General features: G+C 64.0%; 29 protein-coding genes and 2 pseudogenes. 20 read left to right on the forward strand and 11 right to left on the reverse strand.

All coding sequences use genetic code 11. The features are described from left to right. The first annotated feature begins 37 nt into the window (after nt 1–37). Complete coding sequence (locus KBY73_RS12070) at nt 38–499, forward strand: J domain-containing protein (RefSeq protein WP_254937341.1); 462 nt, start codon at nt 38–40, stop codon at nt 497–499. Next, nucleotides 496–762, forward strand: a complete 267-nt coding sequence (locus tag KBY73_RS12075) for a DUF3143 domain-containing protein (protein ID WP_254937342.1) — start codon at nt 496–498, stop codon at nt 760–762. Before KBY73_RS12070 ends, KBY73_RS12075 begins: the two co-directional genes overlap by 4 nt. Here the strand turns inward: KBY73_RS12075 and KBY73_RS12080 are convergent. The 5 genes from KBY73_RS12080 to KBY73_RS12100 are packed head-to-tail and all read right to left on the reverse strand — an operon-like array spanning nt 759 to nt 4,213. Beyond that, entirely contained in the window at nt 759–914 is a 156-nt protein-coding gene (locus KBY73_RS12080) for a hypothetical protein (protein ID WP_254937343.1), read from the reverse strand. The two genes, KBY73_RS12075 and KBY73_RS12080, sit on opposite strands and share 4 nt — an antisense overlap. Continuing rightward, entirely contained in the window at nt 911–1,579 is a 669-nt protein-coding gene (gene bioD / locus KBY73_RS12085; protein ID WP_254937344.1) for a dethiobiotin synthase, read from the reverse strand. The genes KBY73_RS12080 and bioD overlap by 4 nt, the downstream gene beginning before the upstream one ends. Further along, nucleotides 1,576–2,385 (reverse strand): methyltransferase domain-containing protein, encoded by an 810-nt coding sequence (locus KBY73_RS12090; RefSeq protein ID WP_254937345.1) that lies wholly within the window; start codon nt 2,383–2,385, stop codon nt 1,576–1,578. The genes bioD and KBY73_RS12090 overlap by 4 nt, the downstream gene beginning before the upstream one ends. After that, nucleotides 2,382–3,065 (reverse strand): alpha/beta fold hydrolase, encoded by a 684-nt coding sequence (locus KBY73_RS12095; protein ID WP_254937346.1) that lies wholly within the window; start codon nt 3,063–3,065, stop codon nt 2,382–2,384. The genes KBY73_RS12090 and KBY73_RS12095 overlap by 4 nt, the downstream gene beginning before the upstream one ends. Then, nucleotides 3,056–4,213 (reverse strand): aminotransferase class I/II-fold pyridoxal phosphate-dependent enzyme, encoded by a 1,158-nt coding sequence (locus KBY73_RS12100; protein WP_396097124.1) that lies wholly within the window; start codon nt 4,211–4,213, stop codon nt 3,056–3,058. The genes KBY73_RS12095 and KBY73_RS12100 overlap by 10 nt, the downstream gene beginning before the upstream one ends. Nucleotides 4,214–4,413: 200 nt before the next feature. On the opposite strand from KBY73_RS12100, the gene KBY73_RS12105 reads away from it, so the two are divergent. The 3 genes from KBY73_RS12105 to KBY73_RS12115 are packed head-to-tail and all read left to right on the forward strand — an operon-like array spanning nt 4,414 to nt 8,784. Then, nucleotides 4,414–7,155, forward strand: coding sequence for an RNA helicase (locus KBY73_RS12105; RefSeq protein WP_254937348.1), 2,742 nt, complete (start codon nt 4,414–4,416; stop codon nt 7,153–7,155). A gap of 26 nt (nt 7,156–7,181) precedes the next feature. Then, nucleotides 7,182–7,661: a DUF1997 domain-containing protein gene (locus tag KBY73_RS12110; RefSeq protein ID WP_254937349.1), complete on the forward strand. Its 480-nt coding sequence runs from the start codon at nt 7,182–7,184 to the stop codon at nt 7,659–7,661. A 28-nt stretch (nt 7,662–7,689) separates the two neighbouring features. Then, on the forward strand, nt 7,690–8,784 hold the full coding sequence (locus KBY73_RS12115; protein WP_254937350.1) for a hypothetical protein: 1,095 nt from the start codon (nt 7,690–7,692) through the stop codon (nt 8,782–8,784). On the opposite strand, the gene KBY73_RS12120 is transcribed toward KBY73_RS12115, so the two are convergent. Continuing rightward, complete coding sequence (locus KBY73_RS12120) at nt 8,703–9,893, reverse strand: exo-alpha-sialidase (protein ID WP_254937351.1); 1,191 nt, start codon at nt 9,891–9,893, stop codon at nt 8,703–8,705. The genes KBY73_RS12115 and KBY73_RS12120 overlap by 82 nt on opposite strands. Nucleotides 9,894–9,954: 61 nt before the next feature. Between KBY73_RS12120 and KBY73_RS12125 the strand changes: the two genes are divergently transcribed. The 5 genes from KBY73_RS12125 to KBY73_RS12145 all read left to right on the forward strand — a co-directional run bounded on the left by KBY73_RS12125 (nt 9,955) and on the right by KBY73_RS12145 (nt 15,421). Then, complete coding sequence (locus tag KBY73_RS12125; protein WP_254937352.1) at nt 9,955–10,806, forward strand: hypothetical protein; 852 nt, start codon at nt 9,955–9,957, stop codon at nt 10,804–10,806. A gap of 299 nt (nt 10,807–11,105) precedes the next feature. Beyond that, nucleotides 11,106–11,948: an ABC transporter permease gene (locus tag KBY73_RS12130; protein WP_254937353.1), complete on the forward strand. Its 843-nt coding sequence runs from the start codon at nt 11,106–11,108 to the stop codon at nt 11,946–11,948. A 302-nt stretch (nt 11,949–12,250) separates the two neighbouring features. Beyond that, nucleotides 12,251–13,312 (forward strand): sugar ABC transporter, encoded by a 1,062-nt coding sequence (locus KBY73_RS12135; RefSeq protein WP_254937354.1) that lies wholly within the window; start codon nt 12,251–12,253, stop codon nt 13,310–13,312. After that, nucleotides 13,309–14,793: a hypothetical protein gene (locus KBY73_RS12140; protein WP_254937355.1), complete on the forward strand. Its 1,485-nt coding sequence runs from the start codon at nt 13,309–13,311 to the stop codon at nt 14,791–14,793. Before KBY73_RS12135 ends, KBY73_RS12140 begins: the two co-directional genes overlap by 4 nt. Nucleotides 14,794–14,818: 25 nt before the next feature. After that, nucleotides 14,819–15,421 (forward strand): hypothetical protein, encoded by a 603-nt coding sequence (locus tag KBY73_RS12145; RefSeq protein ID WP_254937356.1) that lies wholly within the window; start codon nt 14,819–14,821, stop codon nt 15,419–15,421. On the opposite strand, the gene KBY73_RS12150 is transcribed toward KBY73_RS12145, so the two are convergent. Continuing rightward, nucleotides 15,418–16,320 carry a glycosyltransferase gene (locus KBY73_RS12150; protein WP_254937357.1) on the reverse strand — a complete coding sequence of 301 codons (903 nt, stop codon included), beginning with the start codon at nt 16,318–16,320 and terminating at the stop codon, nt 15,418–15,420. The genes KBY73_RS12145 and KBY73_RS12150 overlap by 4 nt on opposite strands. Before the next feature lie 46 nt (nt 16,321–16,366). Here KBY73_RS12150 and KBY73_RS12155 point away from each other — a divergent pair, with 46 nt between their 5' ends. From KBY73_RS12155 to KBY73_RS12175, 5 genes and pseudogenes are all read left to right on the forward strand, one after another. Continuing rightward, the gene (locus tag KBY73_RS12155; protein ID WP_254937358.1) at nt 16,367–18,835 is read left to right on the forward strand and encodes a glycosyltransferase family A protein; all 2,469 of its coding nucleotides are present in this window, start codon (nt 16,367–16,369) and stop codon (nt 18,833–18,835) included. Continuing rightward, nucleotides 18,832–19,725: a beta/gamma crystallin family protein gene (locus KBY73_RS12160; protein WP_254937359.1), complete on the forward strand. Its 894-nt coding sequence runs from the start codon at nt 18,832–18,834 to the stop codon at nt 19,723–19,725. The genes KBY73_RS12155 and KBY73_RS12160 overlap by 4 nt, the downstream gene beginning before the upstream one ends. A 348-nt stretch (nt 19,726–20,073) precedes the next feature. Further along, on the forward strand, nt 20,074–20,487 hold the full coding sequence (locus tag KBY73_RS12165) for a nucleotidyltransferase substrate binding protein (RefSeq protein ID WP_254937360.1): 414 nt from the start codon (nt 20,074–20,076) through the stop codon (nt 20,485–20,487). After that, entirely contained in the window at nt 20,484–20,720 is a 237-nt protein-coding gene (locus tag KBY73_RS12170; protein WP_254937361.1) for a nucleotidyltransferase domain-containing protein, read from the forward strand. The genes KBY73_RS12165 and KBY73_RS12170 overlap by 4 nt, the downstream gene beginning before the upstream one ends. 100 nt (nt 20,721–20,820) lie before the next feature. Continuing rightward, nucleotides 20,821–21,107 (forward strand): annotated as a pseudogene (locus KBY73_RS12175) (GDP-mannose 4,6-dehydratase); the annotation flags it as partial. A 45-nt stretch (nt 21,108–21,152) separates the two neighbouring features. Here KBY73_RS12175 and KBY73_RS12180 read toward each other — a convergent pair. Then, the gene (locus KBY73_RS12180; RefSeq protein WP_254937362.1) at nt 21,153–21,557 is read right to left on the reverse strand and encodes a type II toxin-antitoxin system VapC family toxin; all 405 of its coding nucleotides are present in this window, start codon (nt 21,555–21,557) and stop codon (nt 21,153–21,155) included. Next, nucleotides 21,554–21,817, reverse strand: coding sequence for a type II toxin-antitoxin system Phd/YefM family antitoxin (locus KBY73_RS12185; protein ID WP_254937363.1), 264 nt, complete (start codon nt 21,815–21,817; stop codon nt 21,554–21,556). The genes KBY73_RS12180 and KBY73_RS12185 overlap by 4 nt, the downstream gene beginning before the upstream one ends. Before the next feature lie 87 nt (nt 21,818–21,904). Between KBY73_RS12185 and KBY73_RS12190 the strand changes: the two are divergent. Further along, nucleotides 21,905–22,009: pseudogene (locus tag KBY73_RS12190) on the forward strand (GDP-L-fucose synthase); the annotation flags it as partial. Between the two features lie 64 nt (nt 22,010–22,073). Here KBY73_RS12190 and KBY73_RS12195 read toward each other — a convergent pair. Both KBY73_RS12195 and KBY73_RS12200 read right to left on the reverse strand, forming a co-directional pair. Then, nucleotides 22,074–22,265, reverse strand: coding sequence for a type II toxin-antitoxin system VapC family toxin (locus KBY73_RS12195; protein WP_254937364.1), 192 nt, complete (start codon nt 22,263–22,265; stop codon nt 22,074–22,076). 102 nt (nt 22,266–22,367) lie between these two features. Next, on the reverse strand, nt 22,368–22,553 hold the full coding sequence (locus KBY73_RS12200) for a hypothetical protein (protein ID WP_254937365.1): 186 nt from the start codon (nt 22,551–22,553) through the stop codon (nt 22,368–22,370). Between the two features lie 731 nt (nt 22,554–23,284). Between KBY73_RS12200 and KBY73_RS12205 the strand changes: the two genes are divergently transcribed. The 4 genes from KBY73_RS12205 to KBY73_RS15085 all read left to right on the forward strand — a co-directional run bounded on the left by KBY73_RS12205 (nt 23,285) and on the right by KBY73_RS15085 (nt 24,628). Continuing rightward, a complete protein-coding gene (locus KBY73_RS12205) occupies nt 23,285–23,527 on the forward strand; it encodes an AbrB/MazE/SpoVT family DNA-binding domain-containing protein (RefSeq protein WP_254937366.1) in 243 nt (80 codons plus the stop codon). Continuing rightward, the gene (locus tag KBY73_RS12210) at nt 23,524–23,928 is read left to right on the forward strand and encodes a type II toxin-antitoxin system VapC family toxin (protein WP_254937367.1); all 405 of its coding nucleotides are present in this window, start codon (nt 23,524–23,526) and stop codon (nt 23,926–23,928) included. The genes KBY73_RS12205 and KBY73_RS12210 overlap by 4 nt, the downstream gene beginning before the upstream one ends. A gap of 252 nt (nt 23,929–24,180) precedes the next feature. Then, nucleotides 24,181–24,315 (forward strand): hypothetical protein, encoded by a 135-nt coding sequence (locus KBY73_RS12215; RefSeq protein ID WP_254937368.1) that lies wholly within the window; start codon nt 24,181–24,183, stop codon nt 24,313–24,315. A 178-nt stretch (nt 24,316–24,493) separates the two neighbouring features. Beyond that, a complete protein-coding gene (locus KBY73_RS15085; RefSeq protein ID WP_315858437.1) occupies nt 24,494–24,628 on the forward strand; it encodes a hypothetical protein in 135 nt (44 codons plus the stop codon). Nucleotides 24,629–24,708 lie beyond the last annotated feature (80 nt).

Below are 24,708 nucleotides of genomic sequence, written 5' to 3' on the forward strand. Positions count from 1 at the left end.
ATCCCGCAGACCGGATCGTTTTCCCGGTGCCCTGCCCTTGGCCAGCTCCCCACCCAGTTATTACTCGTTGCTCCAGGTGCAGCAGAGCGCCTCGTCCCAGGAGCTACGCCAAGCGTTCCGGGGGCTGAGCAAGCGCTACCACCCCGACACCACCGTGCTGCCGGCTGGGGAGGCTGCATTGGCTTTCCAGCAGCTTCAGCAGGCCTATGGGGTGCTGAGCGACCCGGCCCTGCGTCAGCGCTACGACGACCAGCTGCGCCCGCCTTCGCTGCCCAGCAGCCCCGTTGCACCGCCACAGACCATCATTTCTCGGCCTGCTTCGGTGCGGCGTGATCTTTCTGGTGGCGAGTGGCTGGCGCTGCTGCTGCTGGGCTTTGCCCTGGTGTTGAGCTTGGTTCTGGGTGTGGGAGTGGCCTGGATGCGCGGCGCCCAATTGGTGCAATGGCCGAGCTGGTGGCCTGAGGGCGCCCCCACCAACGTGACAGGGTTGGTTTCATGACCGATATGCCCAGTTCCCAGACACCGCTGTACCACCACCCCCTGCCTGCTCTGGAGCACTGGCTGGATCAGTTGGGTGCCAAGCGGCAGCGCGCCAATCCCTGCCTCTGGGACCTGCACCGCCCCGAATGGAGCGCCCAGATTGAGCTGGAGGTGGACGAGCTCAAAGTGAGCTGGCACAGCGACGGCCAGGTGTGTGTGCGTCACTTTCCCTATGGCTTGTCGCGGGCCGATGCCGAAGCGGTGATCCTGGCGGGGCCTTAACGGCAGATGCGGCTCTGGCGCTCCTCTGCGCTGGAGAGCGGCCCGCAGTTGACCCAGCGCACCAGGGAGGTTTCAACGTCGGTGAACAGCACCAGCACGCCGCCGCAGAGCAGCACCAGGGCGCCACTTACCAACCAGTGCTGCTTGCTCATCGGCGGGGGTTTGGGCCTGCGCCCATGGCTGCCGTCAGGGTACGGCCCAGCTCTTGCGCCTGCCATTGGGCAGCCAGCCCCGAGGCGGTGAGCGGTTCTAAAGGTGGCAGCTGGGCTAGCACGGGCGCTTGGGCCAAGGCGGCCAGGGTGGCGGGATTGTCGGGATGGAGCGGGCCATTCAGCACCAGTCCCAGCAGGGGAATCGAGCGCTGGCGCAGGGCCTGCACCGACAGCAGGGTGTGGTTGAGGGTGCCCAGGCCGCTGCGGGCCACCAGCAGCACCGGCAGCCCCCAGGTGGCTAGCTGATCGATTTGCAGCCAGTCGCGGCGCAGGGGCACCAGCAGCCCACCGGCGGTCTCAACTACCAATGGCCCGGCCACTGCCGGCAGGGCCAGCCGGGCCGGGTCGATCGTGATGCCCTCTAGTTCGGCTGCCCAGTGGGGTGACACCGGCGTCTGCAGCCGGTAGGCCTCCGGCAGCAACCGCTCCGCTGGCAGCTGCAGCAGGGCCTGCAGGCGGCCCGAGTCGCCGCCGCCTTCCAGTCCGCTTTGCACCGGTTTCCAGTAGGTGGCCCCGAGCCCCTGCACCACAAGGGCGCTCACCACGGTTTTGCCCACGTCGGTGTCTGTGCCGCAGATCACCAGGGCGTTGCTGCAGCTGCTCATGGGCCGGGTCGCTGACCAAGTAGCACTAATACTTCCCAGCTGACGCAGCCATCTGCTGGCCAGCAGTGCAGCAGCCGGCGCAACTCGGCCGCACTGAGGCGGCTGGCCCGGCTGGCGCTGGCCCCGAGGCCCTGTAGCTGCTGCAGAAAGCCGAGGCCGCTGCCGTAGGCGCGGCTGAAGCGCAGCCGGCGGCTGTAGTGAGCCATCAGGCCGCCCCGGCTGGTGGCTGCCAGCAGGGCTTCGGCGTCGGGCAGGCTCAGGGCTGTGCAGGGCACCCCTGCAGCCGCGGCGGCCTGGTGCCACTGGGGAAAACTGGCGCTTGTCGGCACCGCCAGGCCGAGCCAGCCCCCTGGCCGCAACTGCTCGCACCAGTGCTGCACTTGGGCTGGGGGATTCTCCAGCCACTGCAAGGCGAAGCTGGAGGTGAGCAGGGAGGCCTGGCCCAGTTGCTCCGGCAGCCCCCGGTTGAGGTCCCAGCCGAGCTGGCCGCCGGCAGTGGTCAGGGGGTTATGGGCCAGTAGTTCGGGGCAGATATCAAGCTGCAGGAGGGCTTCCTGGCATCCCTGAGCCCGCAGCGCCTGCCCCACCAGGCCGCTGCCGGCGCCCAGATCGGCCCTTGGGCCGGCGGCAAGGTGGAGGGGCGCGCATAGGTGGGCCAGGCGCCAGGCCACCCCCTGCTGCAGGCGGGCATGGCGGGCGTAGCCGGCGGCATGGCGGCCGAAGCGGCTGCTCACGCGCGCGCTGAACACTGAGTCATCTAACAGCGTGTCACTTAAAACCGTGTCACGCACTGGATTTGCGTTCATGGCAGGCCCTCGATCCAGCCACACACGGTGGGCACGAGGGCCGGGCTGAGCAGGCAATGCCCCACGCCCGCCAGCACCAGGGTGTCGGCGGCAGGTAGGAGGCTGCGCAGCTGTTGGCGGGCTTGCGGATTCACGATCTGATCCTCGCCGCCCTCCACTATCAACACCCGCGCCTGGAGCGGGAAGCCAGGCGGTAGCCCCGCCGTGGCCGCCAACAGGTTTAGATCTTCTGCCAGCCGCTGGCGGCCGGAGGCATCAAGGGGGGCGGCGGCGATGCCGGGTGGCAGCAGGCTGGCGGGCTGGGGGGCTGCGGCGCGCTCCATAAATGTTTGCAGCATGGTGCTCGCTTCGGGGCCGGCCAGCTGGCTTGCCATGGCCGCCACGGCGCTGCGCAGCCGGCGGCCGCCGGGGCCCTCGGGCAGGAATGCTCCGAAGCTGGCGAGCAGCACCACCGCATCGGCCTGGGCCAGCACGGAGGCGGGCAGCAGGTGGGGGCCCAGCGAGTGGGCGATCACCAGCTTCAGCCCCTGGTCGCTCTGCCAGGCCACCGGCCTGGGCGCTTGCCCGCCGTAGCCCCGTTCGCCGCACTGCCACGCCCAACCGCGGGCGCTCCAGGCGCTGTGGAATGGTTCCCAGCCCTGGGCATCGCCGGCCCATCCGTGCATGGCGATCAGCTGCATGCAGGACTCCCCAGCGCTGTGAGCAATCGCTCCAATGTGCCCGCCGGTAGGTCGTGGCGCAGCACCAGCCGCAGCCGCGCCGTGCCTTCGGGCACGGTGGGGGGGCGGATGGCCACGCTCAATAGGCCGGCTGCTTCCAATCTTTGTTGCAGCTCGAGAGCCCGGAGATCGTTGCCCACCAGCAGCGGCAGGATCGGCCCGGTGCCTGGCGGCCGCGGCCAGCCGGCCGCTTCCAGGCCGGCGCGCCAACGGGCGGCTCGCTGCAGCAGGGCCTCGCCGCGGGGTTCGGCCTGAATCAGGGCCAGGGCAGCCAGGGCGCCGGCGGCCAAAGGTGGGGCAAGGGCTGTGGTGTAGCGGAAGGCGCCGCTGGATTGCAGCAGCCAGTCCCCCACCAGGGCATCGCCGGCCAGAAAGGCCCCGCCGCCACCAAAAGCCTTGCCGAAGGTGCCGCTGATCAGGGCGATTTCGGGCTGGTTGTGGCCCAACCCCCGTCCGCCGGGGCCGAGCACCCCCAGGGCATGGGCCTCATCGAGCAGCAGGGCGGCGCCGTGTTCGGCGCAGAGGGCCGTCAGGGCCGCCACATCCACACTGGTGCCCTGCATCGAGAACAGGCTCTCGCTCAGCACCAGCAGCCGCTGCTCGGGAGCGCTCTGGCGGGCTGCTTGCAGCTGGGAGTCGAGCTGGGCCAGGTCGTTGTGGGCGAAGCGCTGCAACCGGGCACCGCTGGCGCGCACCCCGGTGAGCAGGGAGTGGTGGATCAGCCGGTCGGCCAGCACCAGGCTGTGGCGATCGGCCAGGGCCCCTACCGCCGCCAGGTTTGCCTGAAAGCCGCTGGGGAATAGCAGCACCTGCTCGCGCCCCAGCCAGGCAGCCAGCGCTGCCTCTAGCTCGCCATGCACCGGCCGACTGCCGCTCACCAGCCGCGATGCTCCGGCCCCCAGTCCCTGGCTGGCCGCGGCGGCCTGGGCGGCTGACACCACCTCGGGGTGACGGCTCAGGCCCAGGTAGTCGTTGCTGGCTAGATCCAGCAGGGGGGCACTCCTGCTGTGGGGAGTTGCCAGATCAAGGGTGGCGGCGGTTGCGGCGGGGGCAAAGCTGCGCAGGCCGCGGCGGCGCTGGGGGGGAATGGCTGCGAGTTGACGCCGCAATTGATCCCGCCAGCTGGCGGCTCTTTCCCCTGAGGGGGGAGAGGTGGTGCCGGGTTGTGTCAACGACCGGACAGGGCTGCGCAAACGCTAAATCCGAGCTTGTGCCTCGGCCTGTTGCTACTAGAGCTGGCCTGAGGCGGATCAGGCATCTCCCTCATAGGATGGATACATGATCCAGCTCAAAAAGCAGCGTGCCTGAAATGGCGCCCAATGGGCTGGATCCTGCAGCAATTTTCCCCTTCCCGCTCGACGACTTCCAGCTCGAGGCGATCGACGCGCTCAACCAGGGCCACTCGGTAGTGGTGAGCGCCCCCACGGGCTCCGGTAAGACGTTGGTGGGTGAGTACGCCATCTACCGCGCTCTGGCCCATGGCCAGAAAGTTTTTTACACCACGCCGCTGAAGGCGCTCTCTAATCAGAAACTGCGCGATTTCCGCGAGCAGTTTGGTGCCGACAAGGTGGGGCTCCTAACCGGTGACATGAGCCTCAACAGAGAGGCCCAGGTGGTGGTGATGACCACCGAGATCTTCCGCAACATGCTCTACGCGGAAGCCGATGCGGGAGATGACCCGCTGGAGGGCGTGGAGGCGGTGGTGCTCGATGAGTGCCACTACATGAACGATTCCCAGCGCGGCACCGTCTGGGAGGAGTCGATCATTCACTGCCCGCCGCCGATTCAATTGGTGGCGCTTTCGGCAACGGTGGCCAATGCGGGCCAGCTCACCGACTGGATCGAGAGAGTGCATGGGCCCACCCAGCTGGTGCTCAGTGACCACCGGCCGGTGCCGCTGGCCTTTAGCTTCTGCAGTGCCAAGGGGCTGCACCCCCTGCTCAACGACGAGGGCACCGGGCTCCATCCCAACTGCAAGGTGTGGCGCGCCCCCAAGGGCAGCCAGCGCAAGGGCCCTAAAACACCGAAACCGCCCCAGCCCGAGGCTCCCCCCCTGGGTTTTGTGGTGGCCCAGATGGCGGAGCGCGACATGCTGCCGGCCATCTACTTCATCTTCAGCCGCCGGGGCTGCGATAAGGGCGTCAAGGAGCTGGGCAAGGCCGCCCTAGTGACGCCCGCTGAACAGGCGCGCATCAAGGCCCGCCTGGATCTGTTTGTGGCAACGACCCCCGAGGCGGTGCGGGAAGGCGGTCACGCCGAGGCCCTGCTGCGGGGCATTGCCGCCCACCATGCCGGTGTGCTGCCGGCCTGGAAGGAGCTGATCGAGGAGCTTTTCCAGCAGGGGCTGATCAAGGTGGTGTTTGCCACCGAAACCCTGGCGGCCGGCATCAACATGCCGGCTCGCACCACGGTGATCTCGGCGCTGAGCAAGCGCACCGAGCGAGGCCACCGCCCTTTGATGGGCAGTGAGTTTTTGCAGATGGCGGGCCGGGCCGGCCGGCGCGGCCTCGATACCCAGGGCTACGTGGTGACCGTGCAGAGCCGCTTTGAAGGCGTGCGCGAGGCGGGCCAGCTCGCTACCGCGCCAGCTGATCCGCTGGTCAGCCAGTTCATGCCCAGCTACGGCATGGTGCTCAACCTGTTGCAGCGCTACGACCTGGCTAAGGCCAAGGAGCTGGTTGAGCGCAGTTTTGGCCGCTACCTTGCCACCCTCGATCTAGTCGAGGACGAGGCCCGTATCGCCCAGTTGATGCAGCAGCTCGAAGGCCTGGAAGATGGCTCCGGTGAGGTGCCCTGGGACGACTTCGAGGACTACGAAAAGCAGCGAGCTCACCTGCGCGAAGAGAGGCGCATTTTGCGGATCTTGCAGCAGCAGGCCGAGGAAACCGTCGCCCACGAGCTCACCTTGGCGTTGCAATTCGCCAGCGAGGGCACTTTGGTGAGCCTCAAGGCACCCCAGCTGCGCGGCCGGGTGACGCCGGCGGTGATTGTGGAGAAGGTGAAGGGGCCGGGGCAGTTCCCTTTGCTCAAGTGCCTCACCGACGAGAACCTTTGGCTGTTACTGCCCTGCCACGGGGTGGTCAGCCTCCATGCCGAGCTCAGTTGCCTGCAGGTGAGCCAGGTGGATCCCCCCGAGTTGCGCCAGCTTGGTGAGTTGCGCCACGGCGATCAGGCCAGTGGCGGCTTGGCCCTTGCCGTTGCCCACATGGCCAGTCGCCACGACATGGCCACCCCCCAGTACGACCTGGCGGGTGAGGTGCAGGACCAGGCCCAGCAGGTGCATCAGCTGGAGGAAGGCCTGGAGCAGCATCCAGCCCACCGCTGGGGCGACCGCCGCCAGCTCAAGAAGCACCGCCGCCGCATGGAGGAGTTGCAGCTGGAGATCGAGGAGCGCCAGCAGCTGCTGCACTTCCGCTCTAATCGCCACTGGGATACGTTCCTGGCGTTGATTGAGGTGTTGCGCTTTTTCGGTGCTCTGGCGGGAGCTGATGGCCTGGAGCCCACCGAGGTGGGCCGCACGGTGGCCGCCCTGCGCGGCGACAACGAGCTGTGGCTGGGACTGTCGCTGATGAGCGGTCACCTCGATGAGCTCGATCCGCCCCAGCTGGCGGCGGTGTTTGAAGCTATCTCCACCGAAGTCAACCGGCCCGATCTGTGGTGCGGCTACCCGCCGCCACCGGCCGCCGAGGAGGCCCTGCATGATCTGCGCGGCCTGCGCCGCGAGCTGGAGCGTCAGCAGGAGCAGGCCAAGGTCAACTTCCCGCTTTGGTGGGAGCCTGAGTTGATGGGCCTGGTGCACGCCTGGGCTAAAGGTGCCAGCTGGAGCGACATGATTGCCAACACCTCCCTCGACGAGGGTGATGTGGTGCGGATCCTGCGCCGCACCGTGGATTTGCTGGCCCAGGTGCCCTACTGCGAGGCGATCAGCGAGCAGCTGCGCAGCAAGGCCCGCGCTGCCCTCAAATCGATCAATCGCTTCCCGGTTTGCGAGATCGAGGATTTGTTGCCCAAGGAGCCGGCGGCGATTGCCAGGCCGGTTGAACCCGCATGAGGTTGGAGCAGCGGCGCCTCTGCCGTGTGCCGCTTGAACCTGCCCCGCTGGCGGACCAGCTGGAGCTGTTCCTGGCCAAACCCTTGCGGCCATTGCGCGGCCTGCTCGACCCCAATCGCCTCCAGTCCGATGGTGGTGATTTGTACGACTACAGATCAAGACCCTATGGAGTGGCGGGCTGGACCCTCCAACCCCGGGTTTCGCTGCGGGCTCGGCTGATTGCAGGGGAGCTGTTGATCGAGCAGGTCGCCTGCAGGGTGGATGGTTTGGGCGAGTGGCAGGAGCGGCTGCGCTTTGGTTTGGAGGCCCGGCTGCGCCCGGCTGCAATTGCACCAACAGCCCTAGAGGCCGAGGCTTTGGTGTGGGCCGAGCTGCCTGGGGTGGCCGTCGTGGCAGCCGCACCCGTGCTCAACCTGGCCCTGCAGCAACTGCTCGATCGGCTGGAGCGGCGCTGCCAGCAGGGGCTGCGCCGGCGGGCTGAAGCCTGGCTGGGTAGGGCCTCGTAGTCTGCAGCCCTTCAAGCATCGACATCGGTTGGCCGCAAGCACCTTGGTCATGCACGTGGGCATCCACAAGACCGCTTCGACTTACATCCAGCACCGTCTCAAGCGCAATCAGCGGTTCTTGCGCCAGCAAGGCCTGCTTTATCCAGGCCGGCGGCGTGACCATATGCGTCTGGTCAAGGCTCTCAGCCAGGGCAACCTGCAGCCCTGGGGCAAATTGCTGGATCGTGCAGCTCGCAAGGGCCGCACGCCGCTGGTGTCGGCCGAGCTCCTTTCGCTGCTGCTGGCTCGCCCAAGTGCCGATGGGGACTGCTCCGTACTGGCGCAGTTGCTGGGTTTTCTCAAGGAGCGGGGGGTGGGCCTCCATCTGGTGGCCTTTGTGCGGGATCAGCCGGCTTACCTCAACTCGCGCTACACCCAGCTGCTGAAGCGCTTTTACTTTGCGCTGCCTTTTGAGCGTTACCTGAGCCAGACCATGCGCGCTGGCGGTGAGAGTGAGTGCGATTACGAGCGGCTGTTCGGCGAAGCCTTGGAGCGCAGTGAGGTGCGCTGTTCGCTACTGCCCTTTCGTAGTGGCGAAGCCGATCCCTGTGAGCGCCTGCTGCAGGCCATCGGGGTAGCTAGCTGCGCCGACTTGGATCCTTTGGATCAGCGCGCCAACGCCCAACCTGGCTGGCAGGCCGTGTGGATCGCCCAGCGGATTGCTCGGCGGCTCCAGCGTCACCATCTAGAGGCCTGGCGTGATGCTGCGTGCAAGTTGAGGATCAGGAAGGGGCTAGAGCGGCTAGCTGAACGCCAGGGCTGGCCGGCTGAACCGTTTCAGGGGCTGAGCGAGCCTTTGCTCGCTCGGCTGGAACATCGCTATGGAGCAAGTAACGATCGTTTTGCCAGCCGGGTGTGGGGCTGTTCCTGGCGGGAGCTATTCCCCCGCCCCTCCCCCGCTCTTAGCCCGGAGGCACCTCGCAGCGTTGAGGAACGGCGCCAGCTGGTTGCCCTTGCCGATCAGCTGTTGGCCGATGGGCTGGCATCTTTAAAGGGGCCCGATCAGGCTGAGCGGATCAGTTCAAAGGGAATGCGCTGGAAGACGATGCCGCCGTGGCGCTGGTTGTCTCGAGCTTTGCGGTAGCTAGCCCCCGATTCCACCAGCAGGGCCACATCGCCGTTGGCGAAGCGGGCCAGGTCGCTGTAGCCAGTGAAGCTGCCGGCCCCCTGGCCGTAGCCGAACCCCCGGTTCCAGCTCTGGCCATTGTTGGTGCTGAGGCGGAGGCGGCCGTTGGTGCGGTGCTGTAGATCCACCGGATTGGCAAACAGCAAGGTGGCTTGCTGGCCGGGACCAAAGCCGTAGGTGAGCAGGCTTGCCTGGCAGCCGTTGAGCGGTTCGATCAACTGGGGATCGGGCCCGCTGCTGGCCATGGTGAGGCCACCATCGCGGCTGATGCTCACCACCCGCCGGCCGCCTTTGCTGCGGCTGTTCAGCATCAGGCTGCCGTCGCCGAGCTCGGTCACAGCGCATTCGTTGGAAGGGCTGTAGCTGGCCACTGCGCCAACCCGCCAACTAACGCCACCATCGTCGGAAAGCAGCAGGTGGGAGGCACTACCTCGGCCTTTGATGTTGTGCCGTGCAGGCACAACGATGCGTCCACTCGCGGGCTCCAGCTGCTTGACGATGCCGTGGCCGGGACCGATTCCATACCAGAGCTTCCAGCCCGGCAGTCTCACCTGGCTAGTGATGTCGCGGGAGGGGGCCCAGCTGCTGCCGTCGTCGTCGGAGAACGTGATTCGTACGTCTCTCGAGCCCCGATCAGACTCACTTGCTATGGAGGCATTCCAGAGCCACAGCAGCAGGATGCGGCCGCTGGGAAGCACCACAGGCAGGGGGATTTTGCAGGGGTTTGGCCCGTCGTTGGCCAGCACCTGCAGCGGCTCCCAGCTGCGGCCGCCATCGAGGGAGCGCCGCAGCAGCACATCAATGTTGCCCTCGTCCTTGCAGTTGTCCACGCGCCCGCCACAGAAGGCCAGCACGCTGCCTTTGGCACTGATCGCCAGGCCAGGGGTGCGGTAGCAGCTGTATCCAAGCTCCCCAGAGATGAAAGGATTACTAATCAGCTGACCTTGTTGCCCCGGCTGGGGTGCGCCGCTTTGACGCACACGGGCTATCCCCCTGCCGGCCAGAACGGTTGCTAGTCCTGCTCCGGAGAGGCCCAGCAGAATTTGGCGTCGACTCAGCTGGCTCATTGTGGGCCCTTTCGAAGACACAAGTTAGGATGGTTCTATAGGAGAAATTTTGGCTGCGCCAATGCATACACGCTCGCTCAAGCAGGAGCCCGCAACTGTTCTAGAGATGCGCGGTGCTTCTAAGCGGGTGGTTGAGGGAATTGACCACTCTTATAGGGCGTTTCACGATTTTTCTCTAAATGTCTATGCCGGTGAGCGGCTTGGCATTTTTGCAGTCAATGGTTTTGAAGCTAAAGCCATGGTGGCTTGCCTAAGTGGTGTAGAGCCACTGGATTCAGGCAGCGTTGAACATAGAGCTTCGGTGTCATGGCCACTCGGTACAAATGACGCCTTCCTCGGTAAATTATCTGGTTATGTGAATGCACGTTTTGCTGCTGAGATTTACAGCCAGCCTGGGAAGATAGAGGATGATATGCGGCTAATTCAGGAGTTGGCAGGGTTTGATGAAACAATGTTTCACGAGCCTCTGGCTGATTGGCCTGCGATCAATAAGGCTTGCCTGAAGCTGGCAGTTTCGCTCGCCTTTGAATTTGATGTGGTCACGGTGGGGAGGATCAGTTGCTGGGATCATCGAGCAATTCATCCTAGGGCTGCTCGGATTCGTGAACATTTTGAGCAGCGTATTGCTGGCCGGACTTTGATTGTAAGTGCTAGCGGGCAGTCGAATTTGGCTATTGATTATTGCGATGAGGGATTGGCATTGGTTAATGGTGAACTTGCCTATAGAGGGGATCCAGAGGTTTGTCTGGAAATGGTTAAGGAAGAGTCTAGGCGCCAGAAGCAGGATAGGCGCCAACGTGTTAATAAGCGAATTGCTGATTTGCTCGGCGATGATGATTCGGACGAGTCGAGCGAAGATGCTTTGATCGAATCCCGTGACAAGTCAGACGGGGATATATTGGTCTTGCGATGACTCGCTGCATCTTCGAATGCTATTCATAAGCATTTGTTGGTAGTAGTTGCTAGGGTTGGCGGGATGATTGCTGCGAGGTTTTAACTCGCAGGAGCTGTTGCCGTGATATTGCTTTGTGTCCATGGCAAAAACGAGTTCGCCCAGCGGGTTTGGACGTGTTCGTGGCAGAAGGTGATTCACTGGAAATTCTGGTGCAGTAGTTCATCATCCCTTCAGTGCATCAAAATCAGCACCTTGATCTGATACCTAGCAGCGTCGCCCGTAAGATGGGAATCATTGGTAGTTCCGTGAGTTGATCCATGCGTAGCTTTGCGCCCCGCTACGTGTTAGCAAAACTGCTGTTGCAGCTGCGTGTGGTGTCTGCGGTGGCCCGCCGCGAGCTCCAGCTGCGCGCCGCTAAGGGTGCAATGGGAGTGGCTGGTGTGTTTGTTGAGCCCCTGGCGCTGATCGTTACGTTTCTTGCTTTGCGAATCTTTTTGCGGGGCTCAGGTGATTCAAGCTACATGAATCCGGCACTGTGGCTTGCCCTCGGATTTATTCCCTTTTTTATGTTTGCTGAGATTGCGATTAAGGCTATTAACGGGGTTGAGAAAAGCAGCGAGATTTATTTTTATAGGCGACTTCGTCCCCTCGATTCCCTGATGGGCAACACGTTGCTGCTGGCGCAGATCTATGGATCACTACTGCTGCTATTTGTCCTTGGTAGTGCTGCCTGGGAATGGCGCCCTGTAGTTCAAGACCTTGGCTCCTTGATTACACTGTTTTTAGGATTGGCTTTGCTTGGTTTTGGTATTGGCTTGAGCACCTTGGTAGTGGGACGCCGCCTTCCGGTTGTGGCTTGGATTATGCAATTGTTCTTGCGGCGCATACTTTTGTGGACATCCTGCATCTTTTTCTCGATAAGCATTATTCCTGATGCTTTTCGCTCGTGGATTTTATGGAATCCAATCGCTCACGGTATTGAGCTGATGCGGGCGGCCTGTAATCCGGCATATCCAATTCCAGGTGTGAGTGCGATCTATTTTTGGGGTTGGGTTTTTGGCTCGGTTGGCTTTGGTCTGCTTGTGTATGGAAACAATGAGAATTTGTTATTTGTTGTAGATAAGTCCCTGCCCGATGATTCCAGCAGGGATGGCGATTGATCGTCTTCGCTGATAGACTGATTAGACGCATAGCTTCACCGGCCTTGATCCAGCAGTCCCGATCCAAGGAAGCTCGCCCCCTATTCCGTGAGCAGCAGGGTTTTAGGGACTCCGCTGCCTCAGTTCGGCACTGGGTAAGTGGGCTCAAGCAGCGCGTCGTATCCCTGATTACCACCTTGCGCCCCGGCGAGCAGGAGGCCAGTCTTGTTGAACCACGTTTAGAAGGCAATGAGTTGGTGCCTGGCTTCCGAAGTCGCTTGCGGGATCGGATTCAGCCAGTGCTGCGGTTGCCAGTACCTGTCTTGCTTGCTGGTGTGGTGGTGCTGGGCTCGGCGATTTACTTTTTCGGGGTGGGCCGCAATCGCTATCAGGTTCAATCGAGTTTCATCGTCCGATTGCCGGAAACCCCTGCGTCCACAGGGTCTACCCTCCTAGGGACCACGCTGGCTGGCCCCACCATGCTGGGCTCGCTTGAGGATGGTCGCTTCCTGGCCGTTTATCTGACTTCGCCGGAGGTGATGAAGCGTGTTTTCTTGCAGCTCCAGCCGGAAACGGCCTGGGCGCGCAATCTTCGTGATCCGTTTGCAGGGCTGAGGCGTGGGGCCACATTCGATGAGAAGTTGGCCTTTTTCCGCCGTCAAGTGTTTGTGGTCCCTCAGGACCTCACCGGGGTGATCAATCTCACCACGGTCGGATTGGCTCCTAAGCCTTCTTATCAGCTAAATAGCTTGCTGCTTAAGGAAGCTGAAGTTTTCATGAATCGGGTTAACCAGAATATTAGTGCTACTCAGCAAACATTTGCTGAGGCTGAGATCCAGAGAGCTAGAGAGCGACTTGATAGGGCAACTACGGCCTCCAATACTTTCAAAAATGATAATGGTCAGATAGACCCGGCCCAGATGGCCACTGCTACCAGTGGATACATCACTGAACTCGAGGGTAAGCTGGTAGATCTCAAGGTTGAAGAGGCGAGCCTGAAGCGTCAGTTTAAAGATCACTCCACCCCTGAAGTTGCCTATGTAACCGATCAGGTTGATGAATTGCAGCGTCAGATAAGCGAGGAGCGCGCTCTGTTGGTGAATCCTGAAGGTAAGGATCTGAACCGGATTGTGACCGAAGGCGCGAAGTTGGAGACTGAGGTATTGCTTGCCACCGATGCTCTTAAGGCTTCGATCACAGCCGCCAACAACAGCCGGCAGCTCACCCAGCAACAGGTGAAGTTTTTGGTGCGTCTTGCTAATCCAGAGGTGCCGCAGTTGCAGTCGCTAGACTGGCGATGGAAGGGATTCCTGGCAACTTTGGGGGTGTTAGTGGTGCTTTGGGGCGTCGGCACCTTCGCGTTGGGGATTGTTGATCGCCGTTGATCAGTGGTCCCTACGGTTGGTTGAACCGTCCGGTGCTGGCTGCAGCCGCAGCTAAGCAGGCGGCAGCGCTCAAGGCTGCTAACCGGGAGCCTGATTCGTTGCGTCGCAGCGAGCAGGAATTATTGAACGACCTTCACTGGCCCAGTCGTCATCACGCATTACTGATGGCCCGCGACCCGGGCCCTGAGGTGGCGCTGCTCACGGTTGCCAATGATCGTTTTTGCCGCGGCTTGGAGGCGTTGCTACTGAGCCTCAAGGCCGTTTATCCAAGCTTGAGCTCGCCGGTGGTGGTGGCCCACGACGGCAGCCTGGGCCCTTTTTTGCAGCGCCGGCTCCTGGCTATTCATCCGCTGCTGCAATTTGTGCAGCCACAGCCCGCCTGGGCTGAAAGCCTGCCGCTCGATTCCAGCAACCGCCAGCGCATCGGCCTGTTGGGTTATCTCAATGGTTATGCGTTCAGCCTGAGGGGTTACCGGCGGGTGCTGGTGCTTGATTCCGATCTGTTGATCACCGGATCCCTTGATCCCCTCTGGGGTGAGGGCGATGCTTTCCGCGCCGTGCCCGACTGCGGCGATCGGCCGTGGGCAGCGATCTCCCCCCATACGGGCAGGCCGGTGCTCAATTCAGGCGTGTTGTCGGTGCCGGGCTGGGCCCTCAATGGCGAGCTGGAAGCCCGTTTTGAGGCGCTGATTCGCTTGGCGGCAGAGCCGGTTTGTCCGCTGCTCGATCGCTTTGCGGATCAGAAGGTATGGAATCAGTTTCTGGCAAATCAGCCTGTAGAGCTGCTGCCGCTCAATTTCAACTGCAACATCAAATATCTGGTGCAATACCTCGGCGGATGCGCTGAGGGGCTTTCGGTGCTGCACTTTGCGGGGCCCAAGCCCTGGCTTAGCTGGCCTTGGCTGTCGCCCGAACCAGGTGAGCAGCGGCTTGGTGCGGTTACCGATCACCTGTTCTGGAATCGCCTTTACCGGTCTCAGCTGATGGCCTGGCGGCTTGCCTTGCACCGCCAGTACCTGGCCGCCGCCGCTCCCCTGCCGGCGGGTCCAGCCCAGTTGGCAACTGAGCCGGGCTGCCTAGCTCCAGGGGTTCGTCCTCCCGGTAGCAGCGCTCATCTGCTGCTTAGCGATCCCCAATTATTTGGAGCGGATTGGCCTGACCAGCCCTGCTGGCCTCACGCCTGGCTCCCTGCCCTAGAGGCGGCGGCGCCATTACATATCTGGGCTCCCTTGGAGTGGGAGCCGGCCTTGCGGCAGCTGCCGCCGCCGCCCGGAGTGCACTGGCATTGGCTATTGATTGAGTCGCCGTTTAGCCCTGAGCTGGCCCAAGGCGAGGATCTGATCGCCGGTCCTGGGCCTTGGCAGGAGGGCTTTGAGCCCTGGAGCAATCCGCCTCTGGCGGGTGTGGAGCGGGCGGTGCGGCGTCGCCTGCTTTCGGCAGGGGGCAAGCCCCTGCCTGGTCTCGGTGGCGAGGGCTCGTAAGCTCTAGTTAATAGTTAGGCAGGGCATGCCCAAACCCAAGCGCAACGCCACAGCTGCAGCCGGCAATCCCGCAAAGACAAAACCAAAAAAGAGGCCTAAGCCCTCCTTGCTTGGCCGGATCGCGGCACCTTTTAAAAAGTTGATCAGCCGCATTAAAGGCAAGGCCGGCGCCAAGGGAAAGGGCAAAGCAAATGCCCGGGCTGTTTTGCTTCCAGGGGCAGGCCAGAAGCGCACGCTGGCCCAGTGGAAGGAGTTGCGTCGTCGCAACACCGCCGAGGTCAAGGCCCATCTGGCTGAGCAGCAGCCGGTGCCGGCGATCAAGAAGCTCACCCGGGCCTTGCTGGAAGACCCCCAGCACCCCGCTTATCACGAGCTACTTAAAAAAGCGGTTGAACAGCGCCGCCAGCGACGCATCAAGGCTGGTCGCAAGGACCCCTGGGCCGAGCTCCCCAAGGATCTCAAGCAGGAAGCCCTGCAGCTTGAGGCCTTCAGCGCCTATGTGGATGAGCTGGAGCAGTTGTTTGATAAGGCCGGCATCCCGCCGCTGAGTGCACCGCCGCCGCCGGAGCAGCGGCAGGCGGGCAAGGCTAAAAAGTCAAGGGGCAAGCTGCAAAACGTTCAGACTTAGGCCCGAACCAGCTCGGCAAGCAGCTGGCGAGCGCGAGCTACGAAACTGTGCTCCTGCCTCACTGTGCGGGCTACCTGGCTGAGCAGTAGGGGCTGGGCGCGCAGGGCGGTTGCTAGCTGCAGGCTGGCGCGTGGATCGCTGCCGGGCCGATGGCACACCACGGCCGGCATCAGCTCCGGCGGGCAGCCTGGTGCCCCATCGGTGATCACCGGCACTCCGCAGGCCAGCACATCGAAGACGCGGTTGTTGAGGTAGCCGTAATCCAGCATGGCCTGGTGGTGGTCGTTGAGCACGGCCAGGGCGCGGCGGTAACGCGCCGGCAGCTGGGCGTTGGCGATGTTGCTGGCCTGGGCCTGCAGGCCCAGCTGCTCCCAGCCGCTGCCGATCAGCTCCAAGGGCAGGCCGGCCTGGTGGAAGGCCCGCACGATTGGCCGGCTCACCCCTCGGGTGTTGCCCACAAACAGCAGGCCCCCGCCCGCTGGCTCTGGTCGACCAAAGTGCCAGAAGCTGGTGGCTTGTAGCAGGGTGCTGGTGGGGCGGCCGCTGAGCTTGGCAATGCGGGGCTGATCTTGGCCGCTGGCTACAAATATCTGGTCGTAGCTGGCTAGCTCGGCGGGGGTGGGATTGAGCGGCCAGCTGATCAGCCAAAGGGCTTTGTGGGTGTAGGGCTGGCGCTCTAGCCAGGCCAGGGGCGGGGCGTACTTGCCGCGCAGCACCAGCAGGCCACTCCCATCCGGCGGCGGCGGACTGCTCTGGTGGCTGTCGCGGCAGAGCAGGCGGGAGCTCAGCCCCAGGCTTTGCAGGCCGAGTTGCAGCCCGCGGGCGAAATGCACATCACCCCAGCCCGCCTGGGCGGCCGGATCGGCCGGCGCGGCGATCAGCAGGTCGAGGTGCCGCATGGCGGGCCAGCTGTGGCCACCTATTCTCGCCACTGGCCCGGCTGCCATGTCGCTGATCACCGCGCACCTGCCATCTCCCCAAGGGGATTCAATCCACCTGGGCCTCAACCGCTGCCAGCTGGTGCGCAAGCTCTTCGCGCTTCCAGCTGTGCGGCGCTACGGATTTGCAACAGGCTGTGATCAGGCTCTGCTGCTGCGGGCTAACCCAGACCTTTGGCCCCAGCGGCTGGGGCCCTCCCTGATCGACCTGGAGGGCCAGCTCGGCGATCCGGCGTTGCTGCTTGCCCTGCCTTTGGCCTGGAGTCGGGGCCTGATGCAGCTTGCAGAGGCGCCGCCGCTTCAGGCGCTGCTGGAGGCGGGCGCCACCCCGCTGGCTCTCGATGCCTGGCCCGAGCTCGAGCTCTCTGAGCAGCCCCAAGCCCAGCTGCTCCCCTCCGCCCTGGCGCTGCTGCTGGCCCCCTACCGCGCCCTGCTGGCCGCCGCCGAACCCCTCGAGCCGGCCGCCGCCCTACAGCTGTTGCAGCTGGAACGCAAGCTGCGCCGCCAGCTCGCCGCTGGCTGCTGGCCTGCCCCCGCTGCTCTGGGCCGGCCCCTGCCCCTGGCCCGCTGGCTGGATTCCCCTCCGGCGGAAGCCGCTGCCCTGCAGCGCCTGAGCGACCAGCTGGTGGCCTTGCTGCACCTGCTGCCGGCGGCCGAGCAGCCCGCCTACGCCCACAGCTTGCAAGCACTGCTGCTGGCGGGTTTGGAGCAGGCCGAGCCCCAACCCTGGCTGCGGCTACTGGAGGCGCTGGTGGGCGGGATCAACAGCCGCCAGAGCGAGCTGGTGGCGGTGGCGGCTGATTTGCGCCGGTCTGGGCTGGAGCGGGGCGCGGCCCTGGATGATCCCGGCGAGCGGGGCCTGGCGTTGGTGCGTTTGCTGCAGGCGCCCTTGGCAGAAGAGCGGCCTGGCTGGCTGGCGGCCCTGGCCGGCGCCATCGATGCCCTGGTGCTGGCGATCGGTGTGGCGGCCGAGGCGGGTGAGCGAGAGCAGAAGCGGGCTTTGCAGCGCCAGCTGGAGGGGATCGTGCTTAGCGGCAGCACCAACCTGCCGCTGCTGCAGGCCCTGCTGCCGCAGCTGGCGCCAGAAACTGGCTACCGCCTGCCCAGCCTGCTGCCTCCAGCTGCCTGCCTGGTGCTGGTGAAGGGGGTGCTGCTGCTGGGCGACCCGGCAATCGCCCGGCTGGATCGGCCCTGGCGGCGGGCCCTGCTGGCTCTACTGGAGCGGGGGCTACCGCGGCTGTGGTGGCAGGCGGATCTGTTGCAGAAGCTCCTACACGACCTGCGCCGCTTCCCCCTGCACACCACTTGGCTGCAGGCCGACAACGCCGAGCTGCTGCCGGCCCTGGTGCAGCTGCACAGCCGCGGCGTGGCGCCGCCACCGCCAAACAATGGCCCCGAGCCGTTGCAGCTGCGCCCCCTGGCGCCGGAGGAGTTGCCCGGGGAGCCGGAAGATCCGCGCCGGCTGCTGCGCCTCCAGCTCACCCTGCTGTTGCGCCTGGTGACGGGTGAGGAGGAGCGCGGCGCTCTGCTGCGCCTGGCCAGCGCTGCTGGCAAAACGCCCCTGCTGCGGCTGCTCGATGGCGACGACGAAGAGGCCCTGGTGCTGGCGGTAGCAGCCGGCCTGCCCAGCCGGGCGGTGGGCTTGGCGCGGCTGGCGGCGGGGCGAGCCGGCGTGCCGGAGCTACTGCCGTTGTTGCTGCCCCTTACTGGCGGCGTGCAGGCCGTGTTTGCCGCCTGCCTGGCCCAGTGGCGCCAAATGTTGCCGCCGGCGGCGGAGCGAGCCACTCTGCCGATCACGGTGCTGTTTACCTGCCACCGGCCGCGGCTGGAGCTGCTGCGCCAGGCCCTGGAATCCCTGGCCCTGCAGAGCGTGGCGGTGGTGGAGGTGCTGGTGGTAGACGACGGCACGCCGGAGCCCGAGGCGGCTGCGCTGGCAGCGCTGCTGGAGCAGAGCGCCGTTGAGCTGGATCTGCCGCTGCGGCTGCTGCGCCAAGAGCGCAACCAGGGCCAGTACGCCTGCCGCAACCTGGCGATCGAGCAGATGGCGGGCGAGGCCCTGGCGATTCACGACGACGACGACCTCTCCCATCCCCTGCGCCTGGAGCTGCAGTGGCAGGCGCTGCAGCAGGGGGCGGCGGCGGTGTATGGCCGCCATGGGCGCCTGGATGAGGCCAGCGGCGCCCCCCAGGCCGATGGCGATGGCGGTGGCTTCTTCGGTGATGGCATCACCACCCTGTTGCTGCGCAGGGCCACGGCGCTGGAGCTGGGCGGCTTTTATTCGGTGCGCTCCCGCGGTGATGTGGACTTCCGCCGCCGTCTGGAGCAGCGCTATGGGGCGGCCAAGGTGGTGCGGTTGCAGGCGCCGCTGTATCTGATGCGGGGCTCTGCGGCCACGGTGTCGTCGGCCTATGAATACGGCTGCAGCCTGGGGCTGCCCAGCTGGCGCCGGCTGATGCGGCAAGGGCTGTTGCCTTGAAAAAGTCTGTTGCCATGGCTAAAACAGCACCAGTCTTCATTGGCCTCACCTCGATCCGCGGCCGCGAGGGCGCCCTGAAGCGCACGCTCGATTCGCTGCTGGCCCAGCAGCTGCCCGCCGACGGCCGGCTGGTGGAGCTGCATTTATTTCTGTCGCGGCAGCCCTATCTGCTGGATCGGGGCTTCGGGGCGCTGCCTGGCTTTCTGCGGCGGCGTATCTGGAGCTCGCGGCTGGGGCCGGGTCTGCGGTTGCAGGTGCACTGGACGGCAAATTGGGGCCCCTACCGCAAGCTGTTGCCGCTGCTGGAGCGGCTGACGCCGGAGCAGCAGGCGCTTGATCCGCTGCTGATCACCGCCGACGACGACACCCTCTATCCGCGCGACTGGCTGCGGCGGCTGGTGGCGGCCCAGGAGCGCTGGGGCTGCGTGGTGGCCTTCCGCGGGCGCCAGATGGTGCTGGAGCAGGGGGAGGTGGTGCCCTACCGGGATTGGCGGGTAAATGACGAGCGGCTGCTGCAGCCCAGCCTGCTGACGGTGCCCACCGGCAAAGACGGCATCTGCTACCGGCTGGGCCAGCTCGACTGGCGAGTGCGCGACGTGGAGCGGGCCCTGGCGATCGCCGGCCACGCCGATGATCTTTGGTTTAAGACCCACACGCTGCTCACTGCCACGCCGAGCCTGCTGCTGCACCACAGCATGAGCCAGCAGTTCGTGGAGCTGAGCAGCCAGGGCGTCGCCCTCAAGCGCGGGGTGCCCGGCCAGCCGATCGGCCAGACGCTGTTTTTGTCTATTAATAAGCGCGGTGGCAATGATGTGGTGCTGGCCGATTGCCTGGGCTATCTGCAGGGGCAGATGGGTGGCGAGCTGGCGCGGCTGTGCAGCGCTGATTAGCAGGGGCTCGCTTGCTGTGATGAAGCAGACCCGGCAATTCCCAGGGGCATTCAAGTCTCTTCTTTGCGGAGATTCAGATACGCCACCCAGACCAGGAAAAGGGTGGTGCGCATGGCGGAGCAACTTCCCTTCGAGCTCATGCACTGATCGAACGAATTGCTTGCCTGATCGAGCAGCGTTGCGAGCTCACATTGAGTCGCATTAACGCTGACTGAAGCCCTGGGCAAAGGGTTGGATGGGCACTGTCCTTAATTACGTACAGGCTGTACAAAATCAAGGACGCGTGAAAATTCAGCCAGCTCAGCGGGCGGCTGTTCTTCTAGCGTTGCAACCAGGAGGCCTGGGTTGATGGCAGAAGACATCCGCTGGCAACAACGCTTCAGCAATTACCACCGGGCTCTTGCTCAGCTAGAGACCTTTGTGGAGCCGCCCAGGCTGAATGAACGCGAACAGCAGGGGTTGATTAAGGCCTACGAATACACGTTTGAACTTGCTTGGAACACCCTGCGCGATCTGCTGCGCAGCCAGGGCGATGCCACCTTGATCGGATCGCGGGACACCCTGCGAGAGGCCTTTCGCCTCGGGCTGATTGAGGAAGGTGAGGCCTGGATGCTGATGATTCAAGACCGCAACCTCACCAGTCACGCCTACAACCGCGCCACAGCTGATGCCATCGCTGCGAATATCACTGGCAGCTATCTGCCGTGCTTCCAGCAGCTGCGCAGCAAGTTGGCGCAACGCCTGCAAGAGGAGAGCTCGTGACAATCAGCCAAGCAGGCGTTCAGTCCATCCCCGGCATCCCCGAGCAGGCCCAAGCGCGACTGATCCAGTTGTTGACATCTAATCCGGAGCTGCAGGCGGTGTGGCTGTTTGGCTCGCGGGCAATGGGGCGCCATCAGCAGGGTTCTGACATTGATCTCTGCCTCGAGGCCCATGTGCAGCGGGTGGGCCGCTGCCTTTGGAGGAAGGCCTGCAGACCATCTGTGAATGCTTAGGCAGCACTAGGTGGAGCGGATCAGTGGGTGAGCGCTCGAATTGATGCCTCAGCCTGAAGCAGTTGTTGCGCAGCGGTCGAGACCGCAGGAGATTCTCTGCTGGATCACGGTGAACTACCGCGAGGCCTATGGGATGTATGCCTGCAATGGCATTTTTTCAATCATGAATCACCGTGGCGCGGTGATTCATGATTGACGCGCAAGATCACCCGTGGGCTAGCTCGCATCAATGAAGGTTTGGTAGATTGTTTATATGTGGGGAACCTTGATTCGCTGCGCGAATGGGGCCACGCCAGGGATTGTGTGGAGATGCAGTGGCGGATGCAGCAGCAGCCCGGCACACCGGAGGATTTCGTGATCGCCACGGGCCGGCAGGAGTCGCTGCGGGCTGAAGGGCTTCAACGTGGTGGGGTCGATGGAGGGCTGATGGCGCTACCAGAGCAAGCGGCAGGGAAAAGCCTGCAACGCAGGATCAAGGCTCACCAGGGTGAGACCGCTCAGTTCGGCCTGGGCGGCCAGAAGCCGATCGAATGGGTCTCGATGCTCCAGCTTGTAACCGCCGGCATGCAAGCCATGCAGGAGCGTGATCGGCAGCAGCAGAAACCCTTGGGCTGCCAGCAATTCAGGAAGATCCTCAAGCAGTTCTCGGGCCGCCGGGAGCTTGCCCAGGCGCACCTTGGTTGCGATCTCCCAGCCAGACGCCGCACTTACATGCACCCGGTTGCCAGGATCAGCAATGGCTTGATGGGCAGCTGTCGAGAGGCGATCGGGCTCAGCCAGCCACCACAGCAAGGCATGGGTGTCGAGCAGCAGCTCGGGGGGATGGCTTTTGCTCACAGCAACGGCTGCTCCATCGCAGCAAGCTCCTCCTCAGGCAGTGGCTCAAGCAGCACCTCCAGAGGCGGCAAATTGAGTCGCCCATTCAGGACCCCTGGAACGCGGCGTGCATGGGGTGGTTCAAGCGGCACCAGCCGTGCCCAGGGCTTGCCGCCCTTGGCCACCACGATCGTTTCGCCCGCATGGGCTGCATCGATCAGGCGAGAGAACTGGGTCTTGGCCTCATGCACATTCACGATGCGCCCTGGCACAGCGGTCATGGACAGCCCCAATTGCAAGTGGCCCCAACAGGTTAGTCCGATTTTGGACTAAGCAGGCCGCCGCCGCTGATGCCGGGCCATGCAGCTGGCGGGATTGAAGCCAGCAACAGCTACCCGGCCGATTTCCTGCTGGAGAACCTGAAGATCCAGACCCATGTGATCGAAACGGCATGGCGCAGCGGTGTGCGGCGCTCAAGGTGGTGGGCTTGATTCAGAACCTACCCACTAATCCCTGGGGCGAGTGTGAGGTGCCCGCTCATGGGGCCATCACCTCCACAGGGCAGAGCAGGCCGGGTGCCCGGGCTGCACGGGCATCGGCGGTGAGCAAGGTGGTGCCCAGCTGTTCGGCCAGGGCCACGTAGAGCGCGTCGTAGGCGCTGAGGTTGGCCCGAAGCTCCCAGGCACGCGGCCAGCACCAGGCGGCGCAGCACCGAGAGCACCTCGGCATCGATCAGGTCGGGGGCCTGGAGGTTGGCCTAGGCCAGCCGGGCGCGGGCTGTGCCATCGATCAGCAACGCATCCACCAGCACGGAGGCATCCACCACCACCATCAGCGTTCAGTTCGGCACTGGCGCAGGGCCTCGAGAATGGCGCCGGGGTCGATGGTTGCCGATGGCAGCGCCTCGAGTAGTGCGGCATTGTCGGCACGGCGGGCTGTTTCGCTGAGCTCCTGCAGAGCAAAGGTGCTCAACGGCACTCCAGCGCGGTTGGCCAGCCGTTCAAGCCGCTCGGCCACGTGTGGCGGATGTAGAGAGTGCGCGTCACAACTGACGCCTGCTTGCTTTCTGCTAGCAGCCTAGCTGGCTCGTAGCTCTGCATTTCGCAATCCAGATCGAAGACATGGATTTGCCGGGCTATCGCCTGCATCAGCTCAAGGGGGCAGACAAGGGGCGATGGTCGATCTGGATTTCGAGGATTACCACTGATGACGCTTAATCACGGGACCCAGATGCACAACCCACTGCACCCTGGCGAGTTCATCTAAGGGGTTTATCAGGAGCCTTGCGGGCTCTTGGCAGGCCCGCCAGGGGCTGGATCTCTCAGCGCTGAGCCCGATGGAGCTCAAGGCGGCATGAAAATCCTTCTCACCTGCAAAGGGGGCGACAGGAGGGTCGGGCTGATGCGCACTAAAAGGCGCTCAGTGTCGCCTGGTTGAGGTGCCCTTGGCCATCTCCGGCCAGCAACTCAGCAACGCCGCGCTGTTCGACCTGCTTGACGCGTGAGCACCACGGTTGACCTACCGGATCTGAATGTGTGGCTGGCGCTGGCCTGTCCCGACCGCAGCCATCACGGAAGCTGATGGGCGCGGCGGTCAAAACCTCAGGAGAAGCTTCCGCTCTGGTGGAGCACGACCACGCGCGCAATCCCTGCCGCCTGGCTGGTCGCCAATAGCTGGTTCAATGACCGCGCCATCCGCTCAGTTCACGCAGCCGCCTTACACTGGTAAGACGTTCGAACGATGGCGCTATGGATGCGCTGCTCACCCTGTCATCCAAGGGCCAGCTGGTGATCCCGGCACGGTTGCGTCAGCTATTGGGTTTACAGCCAGGCGATCGGCTGGCGTTGAGCCTGGAGGCTGATGGGCTGCGCCTGGTTCCCGAGGACCGCGAAAAAAGCCGCTCTGCCCGCGCCTTGATCGGCTGCGCTGGATACCAGGGGCCACCGCTGAGCTTGGAGCAGATGGATCCGGCACGCTTCGCCGAAGCATGAGTTTGCCTGTGGCGCTCGACACCAACGTGCTGGTGCGCCTGCTGGTGAACGACGATCCGGCTCAGGCTGAGCAGGCGGCAGCGCTGATCGATGCCAGCGCCGCCTGTTTTGTGCCGATCACCGTGGCCCTGGAGCTGGAGTGGGTGCTGCGTGGTGCCTACAAATTGTCTCGTGAAGCCGTGATCACGGCCTTTGAGGGACTACTCGCCATCCGCCATCTCCATGTGGAGCAGGAAGAGCTCGTGAGGCGAGCCTTGGAGTGGCACCGGCAGGGCATGGACTTTGCCGATGCGCTCCATCTGGCTCGAAGCGAGGGCTGTGGGGCTTTGATCAGCTTCGATCGGCAACTGGCCCTGGTGGCTGGGCGGCTGAACCTTCAGCCAACAGTCAAGAACCCTTGATCTACTACTCAGGGTTCAGTACAGCTTGTACGGAATCGTTCATGCCACGACTTACCTACCGCTATCTGTTCCTGGGGCGCGGGAGAGGGCTCTAATGACGACAACCAAACGCCGCAGTAAGCATCATTTGTTCTGCCCGGTCACCGCGCTCGCTCTGTTCCGGCTCGTTTTGTCAGCTATGACCACTGGCTGTGTGCCCAATCCGCTGAGCAGAGGCAAAGGCTTTCCTGCACTCCTGAGTTGTTGAACAGAATGTTCAACAATGCCATCACGATCAAGGTATGGCTGCGGTCACTGGAGGGGGAGGTGGAAGCCCTGCTGGGTGATTCCCCACTACTGCCGACCAACCCGATGGCGGCCGAGAAGGCCCGCAGAGGCCAGGGCTGATGCGCACTAAAATGCGCACATCGCTGCATGGTTGTGATGCGTACCACCCTGGAGCTTCCGGACCCCCTGTTTGTGCGCCTGAATGCCACGCCCGCCGGCTCCGGCTCGAAGCGTTCGGCTCACACCTTGCCCCGCGTGGAGGGGCCCTTGGCCATCTTCTGTTCGACCTGCTTGACGCGTGAGCATCACGGTTGACCTACCGGATCTGAATGTGTGGCTGGCGCTGGCCTGCCCCGACCACAGCCATCACCGCCAGGCCTTGCACTACTGGGAGCAGCAGGCCTCTGCACCGATGCCTACCTGGCCGCCGTGACGATGGCCAATGGATGGCGGCTGGTGAGTTTCGATCGCGATTTTGAGCTATTTGAAGGTCTGGAGCGGTTGGCTCTACCA

The sequence above is a fragment of the Cyanobium sp. Tous-M-B4 genome, from assembly GCF_024345395.1.
Taxonomy (GTDB): Bacteria; Cyanobacteriota; Cyanobacteriia; order PCC-6307; family Cyanobiaceae; genus Cyanobium_A.